The 26662-nt window shown below is 53.9% G+C and carries 24 protein-coding genes; 7 read left to right on the top strand and 17 right to left on the bottom strand.

Translation table 11 applies throughout. The features are described from left to right. Positions 1–969 precede the first annotated feature (969 nt). Positions 970–1701, top strand: coding sequence for an ankyrin repeat domain-containing protein (locus LBO03_02570; protein ID MDR3348485.1), 732 nt, complete (start codon positions 970–972; stop codon positions 1699–1701). Between the two features lie 323 nt (positions 1702–2024). Here LBO03_02570 and LBO03_02565 read toward each other — a convergent pair whose 3' ends face one another. Both LBO03_02565 and LBO03_02560 read right to left on the bottom strand, forming a co-directional pair. Further along, entirely contained in the window at positions 2025–2786 is a 762-nt protein-coding gene (locus LBO03_02565) for a LytTR family DNA-binding domain-containing protein (GenBank protein ID MDR3348484.1), read from the bottom strand. After that, entirely contained in the window at positions 2777–4432 is a 1656-nt protein-coding gene (locus LBO03_02560) for a histidine kinase (GenBank protein MDR3348483.1), read from the bottom strand. Before LBO03_02560 ends, LBO03_02565 begins: the two co-directional genes overlap by 10 nt. Positions 4433–5388: 956 nt before the next feature. On the opposite strand from LBO03_02560, the gene LBO03_02555 reads away from it, so the two are divergent. The 3 genes from LBO03_02555 to LBO03_02545 all read left to right on the top strand — a co-directional run bounded on the left by LBO03_02555 (position 5389) and on the right by LBO03_02545 (position 9381). Beyond that, entirely contained in the window at positions 5389–6561 is a 1173-nt protein-coding gene (locus LBO03_02555) for a sodium ion-translocating decarboxylase subunit beta (GenBank protein MDR3348482.1), read from the top strand. 226 nt (positions 6562–6787) lie between these two features. Further along, positions 6788–8137 (top strand): hypothetical protein, encoded by a 1350-nt coding sequence (locus LBO03_02550; protein MDR3348481.1) that lies wholly within the window; start codon positions 6788–6790, stop codon positions 8135–8137. 71 nt (positions 8138–8208) lie between these two features. Then, positions 8209–9381 (top strand): CoA transferase, encoded by a 1173-nt coding sequence (locus LBO03_02545; protein MDR3348480.1) that lies wholly within the window; start codon positions 8209–8211, stop codon positions 9379–9381. A 262-nt stretch (positions 9382–9643) separates the two neighbouring features. Here LBO03_02545 and LBO03_02540 read toward each other — a convergent pair whose 3' ends face one another. The 12 genes from LBO03_02540 to LBO03_02485 all read right to left on the bottom strand — a co-directional run bounded on the left by LBO03_02540 (position 9644) and on the right by LBO03_02485 (position 21241). Further along, positions 9644–10810: an ABC transporter substrate-binding protein gene (locus LBO03_02540; protein MDR3348479.1), complete on the bottom strand. Its 1167-nt coding sequence runs from the start codon at positions 10808–10810 to the stop codon at positions 9644–9646. A gap of 152 nt (positions 10811–10962) precedes the next feature. After that, on the bottom strand, positions 10963–12210 hold the full coding sequence (locus LBO03_02535) for an aminotransferase class I/II-fold pyridoxal phosphate-dependent enzyme (GenBank protein ID MDR3348478.1): 1248 nt from the start codon (positions 12208–12210) through the stop codon (positions 10963–10965). 212 nt (positions 12211–12422) lie between these two features. Next, positions 12423–12812 carry a class II SORL domain-containing protein gene (locus LBO03_02530; protein ID MDR3348477.1) on the bottom strand — a complete coding sequence of 130 codons (390 nt, stop codon included), beginning with the start codon at positions 12810–12812 and terminating at the stop codon, positions 12423–12425. A gap of 89 nt (positions 12813–12901) precedes the next feature. After that, complete coding sequence (locus LBO03_02525) at positions 12902–13528, bottom strand: V-type ATP synthase subunit D (protein MDR3348476.1); 627 nt, start codon at positions 13526–13528, stop codon at positions 12902–12904. A gap of 2 nt (positions 13529–13530) precedes the next feature. Then, a complete protein-coding gene (locus LBO03_02520; protein MDR3348475.1) occupies positions 13531–14919 on the bottom strand; it encodes a V-type ATP synthase subunit B in 1389 nt (462 codons plus the stop codon). Continuing rightward, positions 14912–16684 carry a V-type ATP synthase subunit A gene (locus LBO03_02515; GenBank protein MDR3348474.1) on the bottom strand — a complete coding sequence of 591 codons (1773 nt, stop codon included), beginning with the start codon at positions 16682–16684 and terminating at the stop codon, positions 14912–14914. The genes LBO03_02520 and LBO03_02515 overlap by 8 nt, the downstream gene beginning before the upstream one ends. Continuing rightward, positions 16685–17020, bottom strand: coding sequence for a V-type ATP synthase subunit F (locus tag LBO03_02510; protein MDR3348473.1), 336 nt, complete (start codon positions 17018–17020; stop codon positions 16685–16687). A gap of 12 nt (positions 17021–17032) precedes the next feature. Then, entirely contained in the window at positions 17033–18010 is a 978-nt protein-coding gene (locus LBO03_02505) for a V-type ATPase subunit (GenBank protein ID MDR3348472.1), read from the bottom strand. A 5-nt stretch (positions 18011–18015) separates the two neighbouring features. After that, entirely contained in the window at positions 18016–18621 is a 606-nt protein-coding gene (locus LBO03_02500; GenBank protein ID MDR3348471.1) for a hypothetical protein, read from the bottom strand. 13 nt (positions 18622–18634) lie between these two features. Then, positions 18635–19108, bottom strand: a complete 474-nt coding sequence (locus tag LBO03_02495) for a V-type ATP synthase subunit K (GenBank protein MDR3348470.1) — start codon at positions 19106–19108, stop codon at positions 18635–18637. Positions 19109–19145: 37 nt separating this feature from the next. After that, the gene (locus LBO03_02490; protein ID MDR3348469.1) at positions 19146–21005 is read right to left on the bottom strand and encodes a V-type ATP synthase subunit I; all 1860 of its coding nucleotides are present in this window, start codon (positions 21003–21005) and stop codon (positions 19146–19148) included. Then, entirely contained in the window at positions 21005–21241 is a 237-nt protein-coding gene (locus LBO03_02485) for a hypothetical protein (GenBank protein ID MDR3348468.1), read from the bottom strand. Before LBO03_02485 ends, LBO03_02490 begins: the two co-directional genes overlap by 1 nt. 589 nt (positions 21242–21830) lie before the next feature. Here LBO03_02485 and raiA point away from each other — a divergent pair. Next, entirely contained in the window at positions 21831–22364 is a 534-nt protein-coding gene (gene raiA / locus LBO03_02480; GenBank protein ID MDR3348467.1) for a ribosome-associated translation inhibitor RaiA, read from the top strand. A gap of 51 nt (positions 22365–22415) precedes the next feature. Then, positions 22416–22952, top strand: coding sequence for a hypothetical protein (locus LBO03_02475; protein MDR3348466.1), 537 nt, complete (start codon positions 22416–22418; stop codon positions 22950–22952). Positions 22953–23007: 55 nt separating this feature from the next. Here the strand turns inward: LBO03_02475 and LBO03_02470 are convergent, their stop codons facing one another. The 3 genes from LBO03_02470 to LBO03_02460 form a co-directional block, all read right to left on the bottom strand. Further along, the gene (locus LBO03_02470) at positions 23008–24609 is read right to left on the bottom strand and encodes a carboxylesterase family protein (GenBank protein ID MDR3348465.1); all 1602 of its coding nucleotides are present in this window, start codon (positions 24607–24609) and stop codon (positions 23008–23010) included. Positions 24610–24812: 203 nt separating this feature from the next. Further along, a complete protein-coding gene (tnpA, locus tag LBO03_02465; GenBank protein MDR3348464.1) occupies positions 24813–25238 on the bottom strand; it encodes an IS200/IS605 family transposase in 426 nt (141 codons plus the stop codon). A 157-nt stretch (positions 25239–25395) separates the two neighbouring features. Beyond that, positions 25396–26343 (bottom strand): TonB-dependent receptor plug domain-containing protein, encoded by a 948-nt coding sequence (locus LBO03_02460; protein MDR3348463.1) that lies wholly within the window; start codon positions 26341–26343, stop codon positions 25396–25398. A 52-nt stretch (positions 26344–26395) separates the two neighbouring features. Between LBO03_02460 and LBO03_02455 the strand changes: the two genes are divergently transcribed. Beyond that, complete coding sequence (locus LBO03_02455; GenBank protein MDR3348462.1) at positions 26396–26593, top strand: helix-turn-helix domain-containing protein; 198 nt, start codon at positions 26396–26398, stop codon at positions 26591–26593. Positions 26594–26662: the final 69 nt, after the last annotated feature.

Below are 26662 nucleotides of genomic sequence, written 5' to 3'. Positions count from 1 at the left end.
TCGCCGCTGCGCCATGTCCCTCCCGGCTAAACGCTTTTGTCTCTCCCCGTTCGCTCATTGACAGGTGTTGAAATGTCCGCCGTTTTGTTGTATGCTCTTTTTGAGCCATAGGGTTTCGCTCCCTTCATTGTTGTTCTTGTCAAACTCAATGATTACGCTTTTCCCTATGGTTTTCTGTTTTCTATTTTCTTTTTTTGTTGCATTTCATTTTACAATGAACCAGCGTAAAAAATTATGTGGACCCAAGCTGAACAAACCGCTTGTGGACGGCCGCCGTTAGTTGAAGCACTACATTGCTTTTAATTGGCCTTTTAATCGGCAGTTATTTAAAAGATTGGCGCAAGCTGGATAAGCGGCGATAAAGCCAGCCATTGCGAGCAACGAAGCAGCATGGGCTCTAAGGACGGACGCAACCCAGAGACAACTTTGCAAGCCTTCTTAAAGCAAAGGGCGCGCCGCCTGGATCATGTTCCATAACGGAAAATCATCCAACGCACACTCCAAATTATGTTATAATGAATAAATAAAATGGGCATAAAAGTTTTTTGCTCCTACGGGTGATAGCGGCACGTTTCTTTAAGGGTCGCCGTCCGGAGGGCAGGCGGGCAAAAACAACAGTTTGCTGCCGTGTCTGCGGCACAGGTTTTTCAGTTTCTGCGGCGGGCGAAAGGGGGCGCTGCCCATTGTCGCGGTTGTGCCTTTCGGCACGGATTTTATGCATCTTGCGCGAAACCGTTCTATGAAAAACGCGCCTTTAGTGTTCCCGGCATAACAGAACGGGGCGGCAAAAAAATGTACGCGGCGTGATTTTGCGGGCTTCTTTAATCTCCCTGAAAATGTGTCCCGCCCGTTTGCAATCAATCGCCGCCTGCCGATAATCTTTGCTGTATGCCATACCTATATTGTCGCTATATTTTGCGGAAACCTTAATAATTTTTCGGTTGAAGCACTACAACAGGGGTGATTTTCTTGAGAAAATATGTTAAATTGCTGGCCGCGCTCATGCTTCTTTTTTTGCCGGCCGGCGCGGAGACGGCCAAAGCCGCCCCTACCGCCAACAATGCGCTCCGGGTGGCTATTTTGAACAACAACCTGGAATTGATGGCGGACGCGATAAACAAAGGCGCGGACGTTAATTTCGTGCAAGATGACTATACCGACAACCCTTTGAGCATGGCGCTCAACAACGACAGTCTGCCCGCCGTCAAGCTGCTTTTGCAAAAAGGCGCCAATCCCAATGTGTATGTCGAGGGCAACGGCGTCATAAATTCCACCCCGCTTTTAAAGGCGATCGGCCGGCAGGACGCCGCCTTGGTCAAACTGCTTGTGGAAGCGGGGGCGGACGTCAATATGCCGGCGCACCGTTACCATCAGCCGGCGCAAAAAGACCTGTCCCCGCTCATGCAAGCCGTAATCGCCATTTATACGCGCGATACCATGGATATTTTCAACTACCTCATCGAGCGCGGGGCGGACGTGAATTACGCGACTTACGACGGATATACCGCCCTGATGTTGGCGGCGGGCGTCAAACATTCCTTTTACAAGCAGGAAGCCGTTTACTCCATGGCGGAAATCCTTTTGCAAAAGGGCGCCAACTTGTCGGCGCGTAACAGCAGGGGGCAGACGGCGCTGGATTTGGCGCTGGAAAGCAATTTCAGCCAATTGGCGATGCTGCTCCGGCACAAGGCCGGCATCTGACCGCTTGCTCGCGCGAAGCGGGGGCTGCGCAGACAAAAGTGCCTTTTGCCGCCTTTATAAGGAAAACGGCCGTCCCCTGCCCCGCCGGGAGGCGGGCGGTTTTCTTTTCGCCGGCGGTATTTTCGCGCCGCGCCTATATATTGGAACTTAATTGGCTTATACTGTTCTCGAAGCAAAATCGCAATTGACGGCAAACGTCCCGTCGCTTTTAGTTTTTTCGATTGCCGGCGGATAAAGGGCAAAACAAGGCAGAGGGAGGCAACAATTTTGTTGCCTCCCTCTGCCTTGAGGTCATTGGGTTGGGGGGCGGGCGAGTTTGTACGCTATATCTGGATGGCTTCCCTGAACCTCGGCAAAAAATGCCTCGACACGGGGATTTCCCCACTATTATAATCCTTCAGTTTCAGCACATACGTATCGTTGAACCAGGGCACTATCTCTTTTATCATGGAAAAATTGACAATGTAACTTTTATGCACCTGCAAAAAACCCCTTTCCTGAAACCGTTCCTCTATTGCCTTTAAAGGCAGCTGCACCTCGATAACGCCTTTTTTGGAACAAACGAGAGTTTTGCGGTTCTCGGATTTAAAAAACAAAATATCATTTTCAGGGTCAAGCAGTATCAGCCTGTCCTTGTCCCAAACCGCCAGCTTTGCCGGTTGCAGGCCATTAAGCCGCATGTTGCCCGAGATGTTCTTTGCCCCGTTTTTTTCCGGCGCCGGCATGCCCTTGGTCAGCCTTGAGACCGTCAGCTCCAGCCGTTCCCGCGTATAGGGCTTTAAAACATAGTCGTCCGCGGCCAGTTCAAAAGCCTTTACCGCGAATTCGCTGAATCCGGTTGTAAAAACTATTTTTACCTGTTTTTGTTTTTCGGCCAATTTTTCCGCTGCGCCAAGCCCATCTAAAACAGGCATTTCAATGTCCAAAAACACGGCGTCGACCGCTTTGCCGTCAAGGAACCGCAAAGCTTGCTCGCCATTGAGACATTCCCCGATCACTTCAACATTGCATATATCTTCAAGTATACAGCGCAACTCCTGTCTGGAGGGAAATTCGTCGTCTACGATTAGAACTTTCAACGCCATGTCTGACCTCCTTGTAATATCGGGATTTTAAAGCTTACTACGGTTCCCCCGTTTTTTTGGCTATTTATGTTAAGGCCGCAGTCAGGCCCATATATCGTTATAAGCCTTTTGTGCACGTTGCAGAGCCCGATCGACGTTCGCGCCGCATCCGCTTCAAGCAAAGAGCCAAGCTTTGCAGCGTCTATGCCGACGCCGTCGTCGGAAACGGACAGCTCAAAACTGCCCTCCTGCTTGACCGCCCCGATACGGACAGTGCCGCCATTTTCTTTGGGCCGCAAACCGTGCTTGATGGCATTTTCCACCAGCGGCTGCATGATAAGCGCGGGCAGCTTGAAATCTGTATTTTTGTCAAAATCATATTGCATTTGCAACCGTTCGCCAAAACGCGCCATTTCAATGCTGACATAAGCGTTTATATGTTGAAGCTCCTGCTGAAAAGAAACCATCACGCCGGAATCGGACAGATTGTGCCTGTAGTAATCGGCAAGATAAGTTATCAGTTTCTTGGCTGTGGCCGGTTTGCTTCTGCAATAATAACTTATAGCGTTCAAAGTATTAAAAAGAAAATGCGGATTTATTTGACATTGCAAAGCTTTGAGTTCGGCATGGACTAAAAGCTTGGCCCGCTCTTTCACTTCGGCAATCTCTATCTGCGCGGAAATCAGGTCGCCCAACCCTAAGGCAAGCTCTATGTCAAGCTCGGAAACGGGCTCTTTGCCCCGCTTGCCGAAAAACAAAGTGGCGACCTGAATGTTGCCCTTGTAAATGGGGCGGACTATTTTGGCCTGTATTGGCGCCGCATCGTCAAGTTCGTCAGGATAGCCGCGGCCAATAAAATTATCTAAAAACCGGGCGATGGCCTTTTCGTCTTTTGGGTTGTCGCAGGCCAGCGCCAATATCTGCCTGTTGGCCAAAATCGCCGCGCAGTCGAAATTGCTTGTCGCCTTGATAATGGACTTGACACTTTCTTTTGCGGATCTATCGTTAAAACCCATGTGGGAGATGGAACTTGACAAGTTGGCGATACAAAGCGCCGCTTTCGTCGTCGCGGCTTTGAGGCTTTCATTTCTTTTGTAAGTATCTTCCATGATGCCAGTAAAAATAGCGATGCCCACAGAATTAGTTACAAGCATTGGCGGCGCTATCGCCTTTACCAGCGCCAAAGCTTTGTCAAAGGGCGCGGCGAAAACGAGCAGCAACGCCATGTGCAAAGCTTCGAGGGCAAACCCTATGATGAAAGCGCAGGGCCAAATTTTTTTCCGCTTTTTTACCGTGCCGGACAAAATCCCGGCAATGCAGCCTTGCAATACAGTTATCGCCGCGCTTTCCATAGCGGTGAAATTATCCAAAAACAAGAACCTGTGCAGCCCAACGATAAAGCCCGTAACTAAACCTACCAGGGCGCCGCCGCTAAGCCCGCCGGCAATGACGCCGACCGCCCTTGCGTTTATTGTCCCGTTCTCGGCAATTATGCTCCAGTAGGTCCCTGAAATGCCAATAGCGGAAAAAAGGGCAACCAATAAAAATTGTCCGCTGATGGAAGAGGTTGTTCGAAAAAGCGCTTTCCGAAAAAAATCCGTGCGGTCGAGAAGCGCGACGAGTATCGTAAAAAGCGACAAAATCAGCCATAAATTCCGTGTTGCCATAGCGCCGGTTTCCAACAATCTTTTCACGCCCTATTAAAAGTAACAGGCCCTGATATTGTCCTTCTTAAAATTGGACCGCAATTGGCGGGACGTTTGGCAAAGGCGGCAAAAAAGCTCGGGAAAAACACGGGCGGCAAGAGGGCGCAAGCCCTGCGGAAGCCGCAGATTGTCCCCCTAATGTATGCTTGTAAATTACTAAAGTAACAGAATGTAAAAAGTGTTACATGCCGGTTTGCCAAAATGTCCGATAATAGCGGGTTATCCCGCTTTTTTTATTTTGCCGGTTTCAAAAAGTTACCTCTCAGCAAAACAAAAAAAGCGGCTTTTCAAGCGGTAATTTTGCCTTAGCCATGCAACAGAATTTACATTCTGTTACATGCCGGGTTATTAAAGCAAATATTGGGCAAATTCTGCGGCGATAAGCGATAGCATCGCTCCATTATGTTTACCATAATACATCAAACGGCGGCAGCAGTCAAGCAATCAGCCGGGCAACCGGCGAGATTGCGCGATCGCTTGCCGCCGTTTTTGCGTACTGTCCCATTCGGCCGGCGGCAAATAAATGGTTGGGGGCGCGTTGGCGCCGCCGTTGAGCGCCGCCAGCCGGCAGATCTTCCGTTTGGCCGGAAAATCTTGCCGTACTTTACCCCTGTCTTTGCTTTTTAGCCGCGTCTTACGAAAAAAACGCCGGGAACCGGACATTTACGCTAACGGCAACGCCCCCGAAACAAGTCTTTAATAAGCTAATTTTACTGAATTTTATCCTAAAAATTACGCAACTTATGCGCATTTTTCCGTATCTTGCGCAAATTGTTAACAAAAAATTTACACTTCGTCATAAGCTATCCGCAAAGCATTTATTTATGCCACGAATATAAATGCTCATTTAAGGGGGTTCTGTGAGGTTCTTGGCTTTTACCTAAAACATTTGATTTAGCAGGAGGGTAGGTAAAAAAATGGATTTAACGCTGGTAACGTCACTGGCAGATGAAATGCTCATGGGATTTACCGGGCTTATGGAAAATCCCAAGATGCTCGTCATGTGGCTCGTCGGTGCGGTTCTCATCTATCTTGCCGTTTGGAAAGACTATGAGCCCACACTTCTTCTTCCCATGGGCATTGGCGCTATTTTGGCCAACATCCCTTATTCTTCGGCCGTTACCCAGACCCCGGGCGAAGAAGGCTTTTTGTTTTACCTTTACAACATCGGCATTAAAACCGAGTTATTTCCGGTACTCATCTTCGTTGCCATAGGCGCCATGTGCGACTTCGCGCCCCTTATGCGCAACCCCAAAGTCATGCTGTTTGCCGCTGCGGCGCAGTTCGGCATCTTTGCCACGGCGGTCGCGGCCACGTTACTGGGTTTCCAGTTCAACCACGCGGCCGCTATCGGCATCATCGGCGCCGCCGACGGCCCTTCCACTATCTTCGTGGCCAGCCGTTACGCCGAGGACATGTTAGGGCCATTGTCCGTGGCGGCTTATTGTTATATGGCGCTCGTCCCGGTCATTCAGCCCCCGGTCATCAGGCTTATGACTACCAAGGCTGAACGCCAGATAAAGATGGGCTATGAAGGCGAAAAGCCCATCTCGAGAAAAGCCAAGTTCATCTTCCCGCTCATGGTCGTCATAATAGCGGGCGTCATCGCGCCCATATCCGTCGCCCTCATAGGATCTTTGATGTTTGGCAACATAATAAAAGAATCCGGCGTCGTCCCTTCGCTTGCCCGCTGCGCTGAAAACGAACTGTCGAACCTTGTTACGCTTTTCCTTGGCATCACGGTCGGCGCCACGATGAACGCCGACAAGTTCCTCAGCGTGGAAGTGCTCCTTATCATGGCGCTCGGCGCGGTAGCCTTCGTTTTTGACACAGTTGGCGGCGTGATTTTCGCCAAGGTCATGAACCTGTTCTCCGCCAAGAAAATAAACCCCATGATAGGCGCCTGCGGCATTTCGGCTTTCCCGATGTCCGGGCGCGTCATAGCCAAAATGGCGCTCAAGGAAGACCCGACAAATTTTATCATCCAGCACTCAATAGGGGTTAACGTTGCCGGCCAGGTAGCGTCGGTCGTGGCGGCGGGCGTAGTCTTGGCGCTGATTCCCGCCCTGCAGAAAATGTTGGGGGTGTAGTTTATGAGTCCGACAGTAACGGCGGCAGTCCTTATGATGATAGCCGCCCTGCCCACTATGTTTATTGTCATAGGCGTCTTTATTGTCCTCACTAATCTTCTTGTCAGGATTTTTCCCGCCGAAGATGAAGATTGAGGGGCAATGTTTAGGGTCAAAAGCATATCGCGGTTTTTTTGGATAGTTTCGGCAGCGCATAAAAATATTGGCGATTAAGGAGGGAGCAAGTATGGAGATTTCAACTGCGGCAATGGCTTCGCTCATCGCGCTGGCCATAGTCGTTATTATCTCGTGTGTAAACGAAGATTTGCACGTCGGTTTTCTGTCGTTTTGTTTCGCGATAATTGTCGGCGGCCTTTTTGCCAACATAACCGGCGCCCGGGTCATGGGTTCTTTCCCGGTAGGTTTGTTCATGATACTGGTCGGCGTTACCTTTATGTTTGGCATGGCCAAGGTAAACGGGACGATGGAAAAACTTACGGCCTATTCGGTCCGCCTGTGCAAGGGCAACAATGCCATCATACCGCTCATCGTCTATCTGATTACGGTCGTAATCACAACTATCGGGCCAGGCAACATTGCCTCGACGGCTCTTTTGGCGCCTGTTATGATGGCCCTCGCCTCGAAGGTTAAGATGCCGGCCTTCCTCATGACGCTGCTCGTCGTCGGCGCCGCCAATTCCGCCGCTTTCTCGCCGTTTGCGCCTACGGGCATCATTTCCAACGGCCTGATCGCCAAAATGGCCGCGCAGCTTGGCATCGCCGAAGCGGCTCTGCCGGGGCTGGCTTGGAAAATACACTTTAATTCCATGATTGCGCAGGGCGCAGTAAATATCGGCGGTTTCTTCATTATGGGCGGCTGGCTCTGGATAAAGTCGCAAAAAGGCCAAGCGGTCGACATTGACGAACTGGCTCCCAAACCGGAACCGTTTACGGGCAAGCAGTGGATTACCATCTATATGATAGTCATCCTCATCCTTTTGGTCATCCTGCCGGGCATTCCGGCCATCAAGCCGCTCTTTCCCAAAGTAGTGCTGAATATGCTCTCCAATGTCGGTTCCGTCGCTTTTATCCTCTCGGGCTTGATGCTGCTGCTTAGCGTCGCCGACAGCAAAGACGCCATTAAATCCATGCCTTGGGGCGTTATCATGATGGTCTGCGGCGTTACCGTCCTGATTGAGGTCATGGACAAATCCGGCGGCCTCAACGCAATGGTCAAGATGATCGGCTCCATTTCCAACCCGACCTCCGTCAACTTCTGGCTGGGTCTGATACCGGGCGTCATATCGGCATATTCCAGTTCATCTGGCGTTGTCGTGCCAATGTTCTTGCCGATGGTTCCCGGACTCATCAAGGAAATCGGCGGCGGCGACCCGATCGCCATTATTTCCACGATCGACGTCGGTTCCCACCTTGTCGACACTTCGCCGCTCTCCACTCTCGGCGCCCTTTGCATAGCCTGCGCCGGCGCGGACGAAGACAAAGCGAAGCTCTTCCGGAAACTTCTCATCTGGGGCCTTTCCATGTCGATTGTCGGCGCGGTTGTGTGTTATTTGTTCTTTGGCATTCTTGGCGTATAAAAATGCGGCCAAAATTCAGGTTCCCGGATTTTCCGGGAATATGAATAATTTTTACGGCAGGAGGTGTTCCCATGGGCCCATTGGAAGGATTGGTAGTTCTTGACCTGACCCGCGTGCTGTCCGGCCCTTACGCCACCATGATGCTCGCGGACTACGGCGCGAACGTCTACAAAATTGAGCCGCCCAAGGTCGGCGACGATTCAAGGGCGTTCGGGCCTTTCGTCGAAAAGGAAAGCGCCTATTTTATGAGCCTCAACCGCAACAAGCGTTCCATGGTGCTGGATTTCAAGAAACATTCCCATATCGGCGTGTTCAAGGAAATGGTCAAAAAAGCCGACGTTGTGGTGGAAAACTACAAGCCGGGCACTATGGAAAAGTTTGGGCTCGGTTACGATGTATTGGAAAAAATAAATCCTGAAATCATTTACGCCGCCTGTTCCGGTTTCGGACATTCCGGCCCTTATATGCTCAAGCCCGCCTACGACATCGTTGTCCAGGCCATGGGCGGCGTGATGGGCATCACGGGCCCCGAAGGCGGCGAGCCGACGAGGGTCGGCGCTTCCATCGGCGACATCATCGCGGGCATCTTTACCGCCAACGCCGTCATGCTTGCCCTTTACCATCGGCAGAAGACCGGGCAGGGGCAGAAGATTGACGTCAGCATGCTCGATTGCCAGATTGCCATATTGGAGAACGCCATCGCCCGCTATGTTACCTCCGGCGTGGTTCCGGAGCCTATCGGCAACCGGCACCCTTCCATCACGCCTTTTGCTTCTTTCGCGGCCAAAGACGGCCACATCATCATCGGCGCGGGCAACGACCGGCTATGGGAAAAGATGTGCAATGTTTTTGGCAAGGCCGAATGGCTCAACGATCCCGACTTTGCGTCCAACGGGGCAAGGACCAACAACGTCAAAAAACTTTACGCGCAAATGAACGAGGTTACCAAAGAAAAGACCATCGCGGAGTGGATCGGCATCCTTGAGGAGGCCGGCGTGCCTTGCGCGCCGATCAACACCGTGGACAAGTTAGTCGCGGATCCGCAGATAATCGCGCGCGACATGATCGTCGAGGTGAAACATCCCGTGGCGGGCAGCCTCAAGATGGCCGGCGTGCCTTTGAAGATGTCCAAGAGCCCCGGTTCCGTGCGGATGCCGGCGCCGCTTTTGGGGCAGCACACCAACGAGCTTTTGCGCGAGATGTTCGGCTGGGACGAGAAAACGGTTGCAGACAGGCTTGAATAGATAGCCAAACCCCCGCCCGACATAAGGGCGGGGGTTTTCGATCGCCATAGGGATTTAAATCGGAGCCTGTTGGCACACTATCCGAAATGTTCAAATAAAGATGGGCAGCGGCAACAGGTTCAAACATTTCCCCAAAGCACTGTCCCCCTGCCGCAGATTAGGTTGCGGCAGGGGGATTCGCTGTGTCCTTTGAGCGCAGCCGGCCGCAATCAGCTTGGCCGGCCGCAGGCTTTTCAACGGGGGCGTCCCCCTAGGTTATAATCTAAGGCTTCACGGTTTCTTTGTATACTTGTTTGCCGTTTTTCATCTCAATGATGACGGCGCTCTTGGTCGCGTCGTGCGTTTCGTTTATGGTAAGCGTGCCAGCCGCCCCCGGGAAATTTTTGGTCGCGGCCAAGGCATCGCGTATCTTTGCCGGGTCTGTGCTGTTGGCGCGTTTGATCGCGTCCGCCACCAGTTTCAGGGTATCGTAGCCGAGCACGGCCGGGCCGTCCGGGACTTTTTTGTACTCTTTGTCAAAAGCCGCCACAAAGGCCGTGGAGGCCGGGCTCTTGTCTTCCGGCGAATAATGGTTGGTAAAGTAGGTGTTGTTGAGGGCCGCGCCGCCGGCTATCTCGGCCAATTTGGCGGAATCCCAGCCATCGCCGCCGACGACCGGCACGTTCATGCCCAGTTCGCGGGCCTGTTTGATGATTTTGCCGGCTTCTTCATAGTAGCCGGGCAGATAGATAAATTCCGGTTTGAGGTCCCTTATTTTGGTCAATATCGGCCGGAAATCCTGGTCTTTTTGCAGATAGCCTTCTTCTCCCAGTATGCTGCCGCCGCCCTTGATAAAGGCGGCCTTGAAGAAGTCGGTAAGACCCTTGCTGTAATCGCTGTTGTTGTCGACCAGCACGACGCCCTTTTTCAGTTTCAAGGTGTTTAGTATGAAATTAGCTCCCACCGTGCCTTGGAAAGGATCGATGAAGCAGGCGCGGAAGATGTATTCTTTGGTTTTGCCGTTTTCGACCGTCAGGCGCGGGTTGGTGGCGCCGTTGGAGACGTAGGGGATTTTGGCCGAAGTGGCGACGTTGGACGCCGATATGGCGCAGGAACTGGTGAAGTTGCCGATGGCCGCGACCACTTTGTCTTGCTGGGTCAATTTGGTCATGACATTGGCCGCTTCCGACGGTTCGCTTTTATTGTCCACGACAATCAGGTTTATTTTTTTGCCCAGAATGCCGCCGGCGGCATTGATTTCCTTGACCGCCAGTTTTACGCCGTCTTGGGTTGATGTGCCGTAGTTAGCGTTGTTGCCGGTCATCTCGCCGGTAAGCCCGATCTTTATGTCGCCTTCGGCTTTCTTTTCCGCGCCGCCGCACCCGGCGGCAAACAGGGCCATGGCTACAATGGCTATGAGCAAATACAGTTTTTGGATCGTTTTTTTCATGAAACAGCCTCCTCCAGATATTGTTGTATGGGAAAATTCTATATAAATTATCATTTGTTGTCAAGGCCATTTACGCCTTTATTTAAGAGACATGGCGGCCGGAGGCGAGCGTTCGGCGCGCGCGTTTTTTGCTTTCCGCCGCTCGAGGGGGTTTAGTTTTCGACGGCGTCAAAAGCTTTTTTCACTTTGGCGGCCAGGCCGCGCATTTGCGCCTGCGACACGGCGCAAACGGCGAGCCGTATGCCTTTGGACAGCGGCACGGCATAGATGTTGTCCTCGCTCAGTTTCGCGCAAAGCTCCTCTGGGCGCTTGCTTTCGATGGAAAGGAAAAAGCCGGCCGCGTACGGCAGTATGGCAAGCCCGGCCTGCTCGGCTTCCCGGGTGAAAATGTCGCCCCTGGCCTTGATCATGCGGTAAAGGTCGTCCCTTTCCCTGCGCACGGCGGCCAGAAGCTCCGGGTCTTTGCAGATGTTCGCCAAAACGCGCATGCAGGGCCTGTTGACGTTCGACCAAGTAGCGCGCGAGGACAAGGAATTGATGCCGGTAAATTCTTCTATGACGCCGGCGTCGGAAGATATGCCGATCATGGCGCCGGTGCGCTGCCCGTAAAGGGTAAAGCCTTTGGACATGCTGTAGGCGAGTATGACCAGGAGCTCTTTCGGCAGTTTTTCAAACTTTTTGAGGAAGCTTCTGGTCTCTTCGCGCTCGCCGGCGTAATCAAGATAGGCCAGGTCAACGATAATGGCGATATTTTTCCCCGTTTCTTTGCTGATTGTTTGCAGGCCGGCCAATATGCCGTCCCATTCCGGGTTGGTTACGGTGTAGCCGACCGGGTTGTGCGCGGGCGTGTTGACAATGATCGCCACGTTCTCCTGCGTTGCCGCCAATTCGCGCGTTTTGGCGAGCAGGCCGCCAACATTGTATTTGTTCTTTTCGTCGAACATTTTGTAGGTGTCAAGCCCGCGCAGCATATCCCGGCAAAGCGAGGAATACGCGCCCCAGTACCAGTCGGATGTAAGGACTTTGTCGCCTTCGTTTGTGTAATTCCACACGGCGTGGTGCAGCGCCCCGGTCGCCCCGGCGGTGGCTATGGCGCCAATTTCGGCGTCAGGCAGCGACTGCCCGCAGGTTTCTTTCACGACCGCGTCAAGAAATTCCGGCAGGCCGTCAATCCCGGCATATTGCGCCAGTTCCGGGGCCGGCAGCGACCGATAGGCTCGCTCCACCGTTGGCAGAAAGCAAAACTGCCCGTTTTCGTCAAGTATGCTTCCGAGCGTGGCGTTCACCACGTGTTCCCGTCCATATTTTGCCGCGGCTTTGTTGGCCGCGTCGCTGGCGGCAAATATCTTGTCCTTGGCAGCCTTGCCGCGGGCGTGTTTTGCCGCTATGCCAAATCCCATTTTAACAACCTCCAGTAATTTATCTTTGCCAGATTAATTCTAATAAAAAAAGGGGACAGCGTCAACGCTTCCCCTTTTTGTATACTATATTTTTTATTGCCCGGCCAAGCTTTGCCCATTTAAGACGCGGGAAATAAAATGATGCGGCGTTTGGCGGCAAAGCCCCGGCGCCGCCCGGCCATCCGTACCGTTTGGCCGCCTGCGGCGCGGGCTCAGCCAACGGTTATTGCCGCGCTGCTTTCCCAAAGCCCGTGTATGTTGCAGTAGGCGGCGGCGAGAAGTTCGCCGCTTTCGGCTATTTTAAGCGTAAAGGCGCCGAAAGGCTCGGTATAGGCAGAGCCTTGATTGGCGCCCTTGGCGGATTCCCCGTGCGCGTTGAAACTGATTTTGCCGATTTCATAGGCCGCCCCTTCCGCCGGTTTAAAGTAAAGCTGTATCCAGCTTATATGGTGCTCGGTCGTGTTGGGATGGCCTATTTCCTTGCCAACGCAGACTTTAACCTCAAATTTTTCGCCTGCTTTCACTTTTTCCGGCGCGCCTATCGCCGGTACATGCTTTTCGGTTTTCCAATCCGCGCTTTTGATTATTTCGCCGATTTTCATTTTACACACCCCTTTGTTTTTTCTTTCGCCCTTGGCCTGAACTTTTGCCCGGCCGCTCCCGCCCGCCCCCCAAAACGCGGCGGCTTGGTTCAGGCTTCCATCATCATTTCTTTTGCTTTCATCAGGCGTACCAAGCTTGCCCGGTCGTTCTCTTCCAGTTTCATGGTTATGTACTTGATCGCGCCTTCCGTTTCGGGAATCATCACATATTCGAGCGCGTTGACCCGCCGCCTGGTTTTTTCTATTTCGTCGGCAAGAAGGTTGCAGGACTTTTCCGCTTGCGCCAGTTCGGCCATAAGGGGCAGAAGGCGCACTACTTCCGTTACCGAAGCGTCCAGTTCGCCGGAGGTGTGCGCAAACCCGTAAGGCAGCTCGATTTTGTCCTTTGCGCCGATATATTTTATAACAGGGACGTCCACGCTCATCACGTTGCGTTTTTCGGTTTCAAAAAAGGCGGCCCGCGATGGGCAAAAAAGTTCGCCCAGGACTTTTTGCGCCCCCATATAGGCCTTCGCGCGGGCAAAACGCGCCAAGGCGCGCATAAGCTCGTTTTCCACTTCTATTCGCAACTGGTGGTTGCGTTTGATATAGACGATGAATTGGCGAACCATCTCGTCGCGTTTGTCTTTGAGCAGCTTATGCCCGCGCACGGCGGTCTTTAGGCGGCGCTTCAGCCGGGTCAGTTCCATCCTGGTCGGATTGATGCGCAGCGCCATGCCTATCCCTCCCCGCCGCTTGGCGAAGGATAATATTTTTCTATGTATTCGTCGCGCACGCGTTTGAGTTCCGTTTTGGGCAAAACCGCCAGCAGCCGCCAGCCCAAGTCAAGCGTCTGCTCGATGGTGCGGTTGGTCTCGTACCCTTGCGAAACGTATTCTTGTTCAAACCGGCCGGCGAATTCGGCGTAGAGACGATCAACGTCCGAAAGCGCGGATTCGCCCAAGATGGTGGCCAGCTCTTTGGCCTCTTTGCCGCGCGCGTAAGCGGCGAACAGTTGGTTCATGGTATCGGCGTGGTCCTCCCGCGTTTTGCCTTTGCCGATCCCTTTGTCTTTAAGGCGCGACAGGGAAGGCAGCACGTCTACCGGCGGAGTAAGCCCTTTGCGGTAAAGTTCGCGCGAAAGGATGATCTGCCCTTCGGTAATGTAGCCGGTAAGATCCGGAATCGGGTGGGTTTTGTCGTCTTCCGGCATGGAAAGTATGGGTATTTGGGTGATCGAGCCTTTTTTGCCTTTTATCCGCCCCGCCCTTTCATAAATGGTGGCCAAGTCGGTATAAAGGTAACCGGGATAACCGCGGCGTCCGGGCACTTCTTTCCGGGCGGCCGATATTTCGCGCAAAGAATCGGCGTAATTGGTCATGTCGGTAATTATGACCAAAACATGCATGCCGAGCTCGTACGCCAGATATTCGGCGGCGGTGATCGCCATCCGGGGGGTGGATATTCTTTCCACCGACGGGTCGTTGGCGAGATTGATAAAAAGCACGGCGCGTTCCAGCGCGCCTGTGCGGCGAAATTCGTTCATAAAAAAATCAGCTTCTTCAAAAGTGATGCCGACGGCGGCGAAAACAACGGCAAATCCCTCTCCCGTCCCGCGCACCCTGGCTTGGCGCGCGATCTGCGCGGCCAGTTGCGCGTGCGGCAGGCCGGAGCCGGAAAACACCGGCAGTTTTTGGCCGCGTACCAATGTGTTCAGCCCGTCGATCGCCGATACGCCCGTTTGAATGAATTCAGCCGGGTATTCGCGGGCGGCCGGGTTAAGCGGGACGCCGTTGATGTCGTGGTAGCGGTCGGTTATTATGCCGGGGCCGCCGTCTATGGGCCGGCCGACACCGCTGAATATGCGCCCGACGATTTCAGGCGCAACGCCAAGCCTCATGCCGTGCCCCAAAAACCGCGCTTTCGCTTTTGCGATCTGCAGCCCCTGCGACCCTTCAAAAAGCTGCACCACCGCTTTGCCGCCGTCCACAATCAGTACCTTTCCTGCGCGTACTTCGCCGCCCTCCTGATATATTTCCACCAGCTCGTCGTATTTTACGCCTTCGACGTTTTCCACCACCATGAGCGGCCCTACTACTTCCCGGATCGTCTTGTAGTCTTTACGCATCTTCCTCCCCCCCTTCGGTCATGGCCAAAAATTCATTGTCCAACTGTCCGAATATCTCGGAAAAATGCTTTTCACATTCCGCCTCCGGCGTATATTTGCAGCGCCCAATCGCTTCGAGTACCGGCATTTTGCTGATTTTGGAAAAAGGCACCAATTCATCTAAGGCGGCCAGCCCTTTGTCGTACCAGGCGATGATCAGTTTGATCATTTTGTATTGTTTGCCTAAGGACGCGTAGGTGTCTATTTCGTGGAAAGAATTCTGGTGCAGGAAATCCTCGCGGATGGAGCGCGCACATTCAAGCGCCAGGCGCTCTTTCGGCCCTAACGCGTCCACGCCCACCAACCGCACAATTTCTTCCAGTTCGGATTCTTCCTGCAAAATGTTCATGGCGCGGGCGATCAATTCGCTCCAGTCCGGCGCTATGCGGTTGTTGAAATATTCGCGCAGCCGGTCGGAATAAAGCGAATAGCTCTGCAGCCAGTCGATCGCCGGAAAGTGCCGGCGGTAAGCAAGATTGGCGGAAAGGCACCAAAAGACTTTGACCATGCGCAAGGTTGCCTGCGAAACCGGCTCCGATATGTCCCCGCCCGGCGGCGAAACCGCGCCGATAGCCGAGACCGCGCCGATCCGCTTGTCTTGGCCGAGACAGGTAACGATGCCGGCGCGCTCATAAAACTCCGCCATGCGCGAGGCAAGATAGGCGGGGTAGCCTTCTTCGCCGGGCATCTCCTCCAACCGGCCGGACATTTCCCGCAGAGCTTCCGCCCAGCGCGAGGTAGAGTCGGCCATGACCGCCACTTTGTAGCCCATGTCGCGGAAATATTCCGCGATGGTTATGCCGGTGTAAATAGACGCTTCGCGAGCGGCCACCGGCATGTCGGAGGTATTGGCGATCAAAACGGTCCGCTTCATCAGCGGCAGGCCGGTGCGGGGGTCGCTCAACGCGGGAAATTCCGACAAAACGTCGGTCATTTCATTGCCGCGCTCGCCGCAGCCGACATAAACGATGATGTCGGCGTCCGCCCATTTGGCGAGCTGGTGCTGGATGACGGTTTTGCCGGAACCGAAAGGCCCCGGCACGGCGGCTACCCCGCCCTTGGCAATCGGGAAGAGCGCGTCAATTACCCTCTGTCCGGTAACCATCGGCTCATTGGGCGGCAATTTATCGGCAAAAGGGCGGCCTTTGCGGACAGGCCAGCGTTGCAGCATAGGCAGCTCAACGATTTTGCCGCTGTGGTTTTTTATTTTGCATATCGTCTCGACAATGTTCGCTTGCCCGGCGTGCACCCATTCGACTTTCCCCGACAAGCCGGGGGGGACCATCACTTTATGCTGTACCGCCGGAGTTTCTTCCACGGTGCCGATAATGTCGCCGGCCTGCACTTGGTCGCCGGCCCTGACGTCCGGCACAAAATCCCATTTGCGCGCGCGGTCTAATTTCGGCACGTCAATGCCGCGCGTTATGCGATCGCCGACCATGCGGCGGATGATGTCAAGCGGGCGCTGGATGCCGTCAAATATGCCCTCGATCAAACCGGGCGCCAAATCGACCGAAAGCGGCATGCCGCTTGACACCACCACTTCGCCCGGCCCTAAGCCGGCCGTCTCCTCGTATACCTGTATGGAGGCGCGGTCGCCCCTTAATTCTATGATTTCACCGATAAGCTTTTTGTCGCTTACATATACCACGTCATACATCTGGACGTCAGCCATGCCTTCGGCGATGATCAGAGGCCCGGAGACTTTAACGATTCGTCCTTCCATTTAAGTCTGTTCCCTTCCTTCACCAAATAGTATATCCGCGCCTATCGCTTTTTCGACATTTTTCTTTACGCCCCGCAGTCCAAGGCCTTTTGACTTGTTGCCGCCGGGCATGGGAATGATCGCCGGAAAAACTTTTCTCTCGTACAGTTTGATCGCTTCCGGCGCTTTTTCTGCCGCTTCTTCGGTTATATATATGACGGGATATCCTTCGCGCGCCAACGCGTGTATCGCTTTTTCCACGGCTTTTTCGTCGGAAGCGCAACGGACTTCCAGCCCGGCGGCATTAAACAGCATCACCGAGTCCCTGCCGCCAACTACAGCAATTTTGTTTTTCATAAGCACCCCGCCCTACATATAAAGCCCGGGCAAATCCAGCTCTTCGCCGCCGCCGCGCGCGGACAGTATCATGCCGAGCGCCCGGGCTTCCGTTTCCTTGCCGATAAGATAGCCAACAATCGCCCCGATGCCCTCCGGGTCGTTTCGCCGCGCACGGACAAAACGCATGCGCAGGCTGTCAATCCTTTTTTCAAAGGCCGCCATGCTGTTTTGGGCAAAATATCCGTCAAGCGCCTGCGCGACCGCCGCGCTGTTTGCCCCCCGGCCGAGCGCCGGCGTTATGTGCTCGTCCGGCAAGGCGAAAGCCTGCAAAAATATTTCCCGGGCAATGCCGCCGCAAACAACAAAAACGGAGGAAAAATCTTCCGCTTTCCACCCCAGTTCGCGGGCGCGGATAAAACTCTTTGCATTGGTTAAATCGGCCAAAAGACTGAAATATCCTGTGGCGTATTCGTTGCGCGTTTGCGCCAACACGCTTTTTATGTACTTAAAAATCGCGCCGTCCACCCGCGCACTGATCAGGCGCGGCGCCGCATCGCCGCGCGCAAGCGCCTTTTCCAGCTCGTCCAACTCGTCTTTGAGCGTCGGCGGGAAAAAGGCATAGCGTTTCTCGACGACCGCTTTTTGCAGAACATCCGGGGGGAACAGTCCGCCTTCTTCCGACAGGCCATCCGACGGTACGGCGAAGACACGCGCCTTGAGAAAAACTTTAAGGTTATGGGCATCTATGGGCAGGAGAAAAAGGCCGGTAACTTTGGGGTCTGGCGTTACGGACCAGATCAGTTGCCTGGCCACCTTCAGTTCGCTGCGGATTAATTCGTCCAAGTCGCCGTCCGCCAAAATCCCTTCGCCGTAGCCGCTTTCCTGTAAGGCCCGAAAAAACTCGTCCTTTTCCAAAGGAATAAGCTTTTTAAATTTGGCGGCGTCCAGCATATGCGTTTCCAGTACCTTTATGCGGCCGATGGCGTATTGATAGCTCGTCTGCGGCATATATGTTACACCTCCGCTTGGAACAGGATATCGGCCGCCGCTTTTTCGTGATTTACCCGGACGTTCTGCAAAAGCGCCGGGAAAGATGCGTCGCAGTCCCCGTTTTTTCCAACAACCAACACGCCGCCGGAAAAATCCGCCGCCGTCCCGCTCAAACGCAAATTTCCCCGCTTGCCGCTCGCCGCCAGCCGCCGATTAAGCTCGGCCAAAAAGCCGCCCAGATATTTTTCCCGATCCGCCGCAGGTACGCAAAGCTCCTCCTCGCCGGTTTCGCAGGCATCCATGACGCAGGAGGCGATCAGGGCTTCCCATTTTTTGGCCGGCAGCCGATTGAGTTTTTGCTCCGCGAGCGCAAAAGCCTCGTCTAAAATTTGCCGGCGCGCGGCAAGGTCGCTTTTGCGGTTTTCCAATTCGGCGATCAGGGACTGGCGCCTGTTTATTTCTTCTATGTCAAGATCGGCCTGCGCGGCAATTCCCCGGGCTTTTTCCTCCGCTTCGCGCAAAAGCCTGTTGTTGAATTCCTCCGCTTTGTCTTTCGCCGCGTCTTGGATCTTTGCGCATTCAGATTCGCAATCAGCCGCAATTTTAGCGATGATATTGTCTACGGACATTAAAAGCCCTCCCTTATAAAACGCCGTTGAGCATTAGAAAGGAAATGAGCAGGGCCAAAACCGCATATGTTTCTACCATGGCGGCGAAAATTATCCCTTTGCCGGTCTCTTCAGGGCGGCGGGCGCAAAGGTAGATGCCGGAGGCGCTTACCTTGCCCTGGTAAATCCCGGAGACAAGCCCGACGAGCCCTATAGGCATGCCCGCGTACAAAAAGGACAAACCTTGCTGGACGGTAATTTCCTTTACATCCCCGCCGATAAGCCCGATGTTGAGCAAAATGATAAAGGCGATGAGCAACCCATATATTCCCTGCGTGCCGGGCAATGCCTGCAAAATAAGCGTGTTGCCGAATTTTTCCGGGTCTTCCGAGACGACCCCCGCCGCCGCCTGTCCCGCTATGCCAACGCCGATGGCTGAACCGCAGCCCGCGAATAAGGCCGCGACCGCAGCTCCCGCAATTGCTAAAGATACCCCTGTTGATTCCATAGTATAAACGTCCTCCTTAAATTAATGGAAATAAATGTCATTTAACTATGTCCACATATCTTGTGCGAAAAGCCAAGGGACGGAACTCTTTTCCGCCCGGTTCGTAAAACTTGCCGAAAAACTCAATAAATTGCAGCCTGCTCGTATGCACGTAGGCGCCGAGCACGTTGACCGAAATGTTAAAGGTGTGTCCGCCCAAAAGGACTAAAACAGCCGCTATCTGCCCGGGCAGACCTACCGACCAAAGCATGCCGGCGATGGTATTTATCACCATGCCGATGACGCCCGTGGCCAAACCCAGGGCAAACAGCCGGGAGTAGCTGAGAACGTCGCTGATGTAGCCTGTGATATTATACAAGCTGGCTGCCCCGCCAAGAAGCCGCCGGAAAACGTTCTTGTTTTCGCGCCCGGCGAAAAGGAGGATGGTCAACGCGCCGGCGGCCGCCAGCCAAAAGCCGATGCCGGCGTCCGGCCGGACAACGTGGGCGATCAGCCCGGCGAACATGACAAACCAAGAAAATTGATCGACCAGCGCGCCGAACCAGTTGCCTCTTTTTATTTCCATATACATCTTTAAAGACATGCCCGCGGCAAGATGCAGCGCTCCCAGCGAATAACACAAAAGCAGCATTTTAATCGGCTCGTTCATGGGCACAAAGAGCAACGGATGCAATTCCAAGCCGAACCAACCGCCGAACATGGCCCCCCACGCTATGGTGGAAACCGAACCCATCAAAATGACCCGTGCCAGTTTGCCCGGCATATTGTCCCCCTTGATCAAGCGGCAAACAAAAAACAGCATTATGGTCAGTATTATGCCGTAACCCGCGTCGCTCAGCATAATGCCGAAAAACAAAAAGTAAAAAGGAGCCAGCATCGGATTGGGGTCTATGCCGGTATAAAGCGGCCGGGAATAAAGGTTTGTTACGGCCTCGTAAGGTTCAACCAATTTTTTGTTGACAGTAAACGTCGGCGGCTGTTCGCCTTCGGCCGGGTCGCAAAACACTATTTCGTAAGCGCCGGTGACCGAAGCAACCGCCGCCCGGATCTCTTTTTGCCGGTCATAGCGCACCCAGCCGTTCAGGCAAAAAGTGTCGGCGGTTTCAGCGCCTTTTGCCGCCAGCCGGACACAATCGGACGCTTCCTTGTCGTAGAGGGTTTTTAAGAGGTCTTTTTGCGCCGCCGCTTTTTCTATTTCGTTTTTAAGATCTTCTATCAGGGCGTTTTTTTCGTTTGCTTCCCGCGCCAGGCATTGTGCCAGTTCCGCGGCCGTAACGTCGGCCGGCGGCAGTTTCGCTTCGGCGAAATTATTTTCTTTCAGGAGGGCGGAGAACTCCGCTTCCTCGCATTTATGGCAGAGGGCAAAAATGGCGCGCCCATCGTCGCCTTGGCCGCAGGGCTGAATGTGGGCGAGAAAATCGCCGGATTGTCCCGTAACAGCCGATAATTTGTCCTCAGGCAAAAAACCGGCAAACAAGCGGCAGCAAAAGGTATCGGCCAATCCGTCCAAGCGTTCGGGCAGTTCCCGCCAAGGATGCAGCTGTTCAATCTGGGCGTGGAGGTTAAAAATTTCATTTTTTAAGCCCGCGATGCGCTCGGACAGTTTTTCGATTTTTTTGGCCAATTCCCGCGCTTGTTCATTCTCCCGACAAAAATCGGAAAACGGCATTTTTATGCGCGGCTCAAAAAAACTCTTTTTTTCTTGGTTGGCGGTCAGAAATTTGAGCGCAAAACCTATCTTTTCAACTTCCTGTTCTTTTTCGCCGCGCCCCGGCAGGCCGTCGTCGCCCTCTCCGGGCGCCGGCATGAATTCGCCGGTTTTTTGCAAGGCCAGGAGTATCCGGTCCCGGTCGCTTTTCAAGGCGTACAGCGCGGCTTTTTTCATTGGCACAAGCATCAGCCGGCCACCTTCCCAACGATGTAATCCGCCGCGGCGCTCATCCTCTTGCCCGCCCGCTCGCTCAGCAATCTGTTGTGGGCATCGCGTTCGGCCAATAATCCCCGCAGTTTTGCTGAGGTTTCTTTTTCAGCCGCCGCCACTTTTTCCCGGGCAGCCGCCCTGGCTTGCGCTATTATTTCGTCCGCCGCGCGGGAAGCCTCGCTTTCCGCCGCGTGCAAATAATCCCTTGCCATTGCTGACGCCAGGAGCTTTTTTTCCTGGGCCGTATTCTCGGCTGCCTTGATTAAATCAAGTATTGTCAATGCCTTCACCACCTTTTCCATAAAATTTAAGTTGCTGATTGCGCAAGGTTTCACTTGGCAAGAGTAACTTGCCTTATATTTTATCATGAATACATAGTTCTTTTCCAGTCATAATTATAATTATTATAACATTGCTTTACCGCTGTCCGCTTTGCGGCTCTTGCGCTCGACAAGCGCCATCGCCGCCGTTTTGTCGCTTTTTCGCTCTATTGCGCAGTCTATCTCCCAATGCCCGGCCTCTTCGCGCCATGCAGCATCCGCGGGCCTTCTTTCTATGCTCCCGCCCGGCATCCGCTTTTTGCGCCGGAGGCGGCATGACGGCGCGGCGCGTGGGTTCCGGCAAGGCAGCGCCCAAAAATGGCGGACAGGCAGATTTTTGCACAGACGAGGCTTCCGGCAGCAAGAATATGCCCTGCAAACAGACAAAGTTACATTAACCGCCGGTTTTAGGAAAAAGCAGGATTTTGATTGTTAATGCCGAATAATATACAAACATTAAAGGTTTAAGGGGGTTGAACCGATGAACATCGCGGTCCGCGGCAAAAACATCGACATCACGCCGGCACTCCGGGATTATGTTGAAAAAAGGGTGAGCAAAGTAACTAAATATTTTTCCGAAGTGGGAAACATCCACGCCATATTGTCAGTAGAAAAAAATCAGCATTGCGTTGAAGTTACAGTGCCGGTAAACGGCATAATCCTGCGGGCGCAGGAAATAACCGGAGATATGTACTCCTCCGTGGATCTTGTTGTCGATAAAATCGAACGGCAGATAACAAAATACAAAACAAAACTCATGAAAAGGTTCAGGAGCGGGGCGGACAGGTTCCGCAGCGAATTGGTCCCGGATTCCGCCGCCGTGGAAGACGAATTCAAAGTTCTGAAAACCAAACGCTTTGCGATCAGGCCGATGAGCGCCGAAGAAGCGATCATGCAGATGAACTTGATCAATCACAGTTTCTTCGTCTATTTCGACGCGGACGACGAGTCAATTTCCATAGTGTACAAACGCAAGGACGGCAATTACGGCTTGCTCCTGCCGGAATTTAAATAATACGCGCCCCTTGGCTAAAATATGGAAAAGATTAAGGAGGCTGGGCAGACCATGACGGAAAAAAACAGCAAGGCGGCGGAGGATGCGCCAACGAAGGCAACCGAAGCTATAGAAAACGAAATCCCGGATGGCCAGGTAAAAGTGCCGGAAGAAAGAATAAATCTCAAAGCGAAAAAGTTGCAGGGTTTTCTTGACGAAAGCAAAGTCGGCTTCTTTACGATGGACGCAACCGGCGATAATTTGAAGACGGTCGTTTTTCGCACCAACATCACCGTGCAAAAACAACAGCTGCCGGTCGGCGTATTCACCGACGACAGCATATATTCCCTGATCAGGGTGCTCATCCTGCCGGCGGTGGTGAACGCGAACAACCGAGGCAAGGTATTTGTTTATCTCAACGAACTGAACGCCAAGTATAAAATATTCAAATACTATTCCGACGGCAGCGACAACATATTCCTTGACATTTCGCTTCCCTGCCTGCCGGAGCACTTTGACCCGCGCATGGCATTGACGGCGATTGATCTGGCCATGAACCACCTGAATGAAATATTCTTTGATTTTATGCGCAGGGTATGGGGAGAATAATGGGCGGACATTTGCCGTCCGCCCATCGCTGAGGAGCGCTATTGCCCCGCCGCCTTTACTTTCTGGCGCCAAGCGTCAGATCCGCAATGAAATCAATGTTTTCTTTGTCTTCGAGCGCTCCGGACGTGATCCTTTTATCCAGATACAACACGTTCGTGTCTTTTGAGTCGTACTTTGGCCATTTCACAGCGGAAGGGGGCATTTCCCCCACATTCGGGTCCCCGGTTTTGATGAAGTTCGCCCATCGCGTGTGCGTTTCATCGGCGAGCTTCACGGCCTCGGGGTCAGACAGCCCCAGTAACGCGAGAGTGTTGAAAACAAAAGGCAGTTCCGCCGCATGGGGCGCCCCCAGCCCGTTGACGGGGGGAATGTAAACGTATTTGAACTTGTACATGTAGACGCCGCTTCCGACATCGGCGGCGATATCGGCGAAACGTTTTGTCCCTGCGGAGAAAAATCCGTACGCCAGGAGCTGCCGCGCCCTTTGCTGGTACGTATTCTGCGCGTCAACCCCGAACCGGCCGAGGACTGAAAGCATGTTTTGCCCGCCAAATATCCGCGCGATCAGCGCCTTGCACCCTCCATCGTCCGTGTCGGCCGGGACAAACAGGCTGCCTTCGTCGTTGTTGAAGCCCAGCAAAAAATTTACCCCGGCAAGTTCGCCCGAACCCATCGCCTTGAGCGGGTCTTTCGGAATGACCCGGCCATCGATGGCCGGGGTAAGAAAGAACGGCGCCGCCGTCTGATCGGCGCTGAAGGCGCAAAGACGCGCCAGCGTCTCGGCATCGGCCTTTCGCATTTTCGCGAGTCCCTCCGCATCGTCGCCGGCCGAGAAGATATCCGCCAGGAAGCTGGACGCCCCTATTGATTTTCGCAGGTCTGCCCTGGAATAGTAAGAAAATGCGGGCAGGGACAAAACGGAGCCGCTTTCCATGATCACCCCGCGAAACAGGCCTTTCGCGAGGGGGCTCGTTGCAAGGGCGGAAACGCTGAAACTGCCTGCGGACTCGCCCCCGATCGTAACTTTGCCGCGATCGCCGCCGAACGCGGCGATATTGTCCCTGACCCATTCGAGAGCCTTGATCTGATCCAGAAGCCCCCAGTTGCCGGTCGTGCCGTACCGTTTCAGCGTTTCCCGCGAGGCGAAAAAGCCCAAAACGCCCAGCCGGTAATTGATAGTTACTGTTACGATGCCTTTTTTCGCGAAGCCCGTCCCGTCGTACAAAGGGAACGCCCCCGAACCGGATGAAAATCCGCCGCCGTGGATAAACACATAGACCGGAAGTTTGGCGCCCTCTCCCGGTTGGGCGGGAGTCCAAACGTTCAGCGTTAGGCAGTCTTCGGAAAAAGGCTCGTCCCCCACGGGAAGGGGGATCTGAAAGCACTGGGCGCCGAACCGAGTGCAATCAAGTTCGCCTTCCCACGGTTCCGCGTTCTCCGGCGGGGCGAACCGCAACTCCCCAACGGGCGGTTTCGCGTAGGGGATTCCTTTATAAACGCTTATGCCCCCCGCCCGCTGGCCTTTAATGACGCCGCCCGCCACCGCCGCTTTCGGGGCTTTAAACTTTGGCGCTTCCTCCGCGGCGGCAACAGCCGCCGACATTGCCAGCAGCGCCACGCCAAGCAATAATTTCAAGAACCATTTGCCTTTTCTCATTTTCTCCCCGCCTTTCCCATTATTTGCCGCCCGCGCCGGCCAAACTGCCACTATCCCTTTTGGCCGCTCCCCGTGCCTAAACTACCACCTGCTAAAGCAGGTGGGTTAGCGCATAAATGCGCACCGGCTGAAAGCCGGAACAAGGGATTAATCCCTCTGAAAGAACACTTGCTCAAAGCAAGCTGAAACATGACTGGAACTCATTATTCGATCTTGAATGAATCCTTCGCCGTTGTTTCTTGGTTCTCAATGTACTGCTTGATCGTTTCCTCTGTCACGCTTCCCACCGTGGCGCAGAAATAACCCCTGCTCCACAGGTGTTGCCCCCAACATCGCTTCTTCAGTTCTTGAAACTCCTCCTGAAGAAGGCGCGACGAGCGGCCTTTGAGACATTGCGCCACTTTGCTCGGAGCCATGCTCGGCGGACACGACAGCAGGAGATGTATGTGATCCTTGCGAATGTTTCCGCTCACAATCGTTATATCCCTCGCTTCGCATCCTTGGCGCATGAGTTCCCGCAACCGCTTCGACATGTTGCCGCCGAGTATTTTGCAACGGTATTTCGTTGCCCAGATTACATGATATTTTATATCGCATACGGCATGGCGCGATTTTCTGTACTCCGACATGGGTGTTCTAATTATACCATGTCGCCGGTTTCAATGTAAGGGCAAGGCTGAAAGCGTATGCCGCCTAAAGGCGGTGGGCTTAGACCACGCGGCAGAAGTTAAACTGCGCAGAACGCTCGCTAATTTTTCTTGTTTTTATGACGCTCTTTGCTACTGTTTAAAAGTATTTGACTATATCGCCGTAACTTTGCGATTCATTCTCGGGGCTGATGGTGAAGGGGAAATCCCCGCGCCAGATGTCGCGCTGGTAGGTCATCAGGATGCTGCCGCTGCCCATAGGCGCGGTAAGCTGGTAGTTGCCGGTGTAGCCGCCGCAGGAGCGCATGCCCTGGCTGATACTGCCGCCGGCTTTCCCCGGCTTTTTGGTTACGATGTTGATGACTCCGCCCAGAGGCGAGCCGCTGAAACGAGCCGGCACGTAACTGCGGTACACTTCCACCCTTTCTACGTTGTCCACCGGGATCATTGAGAGGTTAACCGCCGCCTCGCCGCTAAGGTTCATCAGTACGCCGTCCACGTAGACGTTGACCTGCGCGCCGGTCGAGCCGCGCACTCTTGCTACTGTGCAGTGGCCGTCGCCGCTTACTCTCTGCACGAAGAGACACGGTACCAGCTCCAGTAAATCGGGCAGGTCTTTTTGCTCGCCTGCGTATTCTTCCAGATATATGACCGTTACCTGTCTTGGGGGGAGAGCTTTTTCCCAGGCCGGCCGGTCGGCTTCCACCGTCAGGCCGGGCAGGGTATAGCCGCCATCCGTTTGTGCTTCGGCTGGAACATCCGATTTAATACCGGCTGGTTTCGCCTGCTCACTTTGCGTTCTGTCCGCGTTTTGCGCCATTTCCGCGCTTACAGACGCTTGATCGGCAGTCTCCGGCCGGGTCGGGTTCGCCATTTCCGCCACAACTTCCGGCGGATGGCCTACCACTACGGTCGTGCCGGCATTGACCGCCGACAATATTCCCGCTGCTCGCTCTGCACGCTCCGCGTCCCAAGTTCCGCCCCATGTCCAGTTCAGGCCGCCGCTGATTTTCCAGTCGTCGCCGATGTCGCCGCCGGTATTTTTGGAGAGGTTGAGGTTGAGCGTGCCGGTCGGGGATATCTTCACATGCCCGCCGGATTAAATTCCAGCCAGGTGTCAATGAAGGGGGCGAAACCCTATGGCTCAAAAAGAGCGTACAACAAAACGGCGGACATTTCAACACCTGTCAATGAGCGAACGGGGAGAGACAAAAGCGTTTAGCCGGGAGGGACATGGCGCAACGGCGACAGCGGGGAAGATTGGCCGTGACAAAGGGACCGTGAGCCGCGAGATAAAACGCGGGACAGCGCAGCAGTTAAACAGCAATCTGACGTAACGGCATGAACATTTCGCCGAAACGGGGGCGGCAGTTTACGAAAAGAGGCGCAGCCGCAGTCGGAACGCG

This window comes from Acidaminococcales bacterium (assembly GCA_031290885.1).
Classification (GTDB): Bacteria; Bacillota; Negativicutes; order Acidaminococcales; family JAISLQ01; genus JAISLQ01.
Note: the sequence above shows the minus strand (reverse complement) of the source record. Positions and strands in the feature narration are given on the sequence as shown.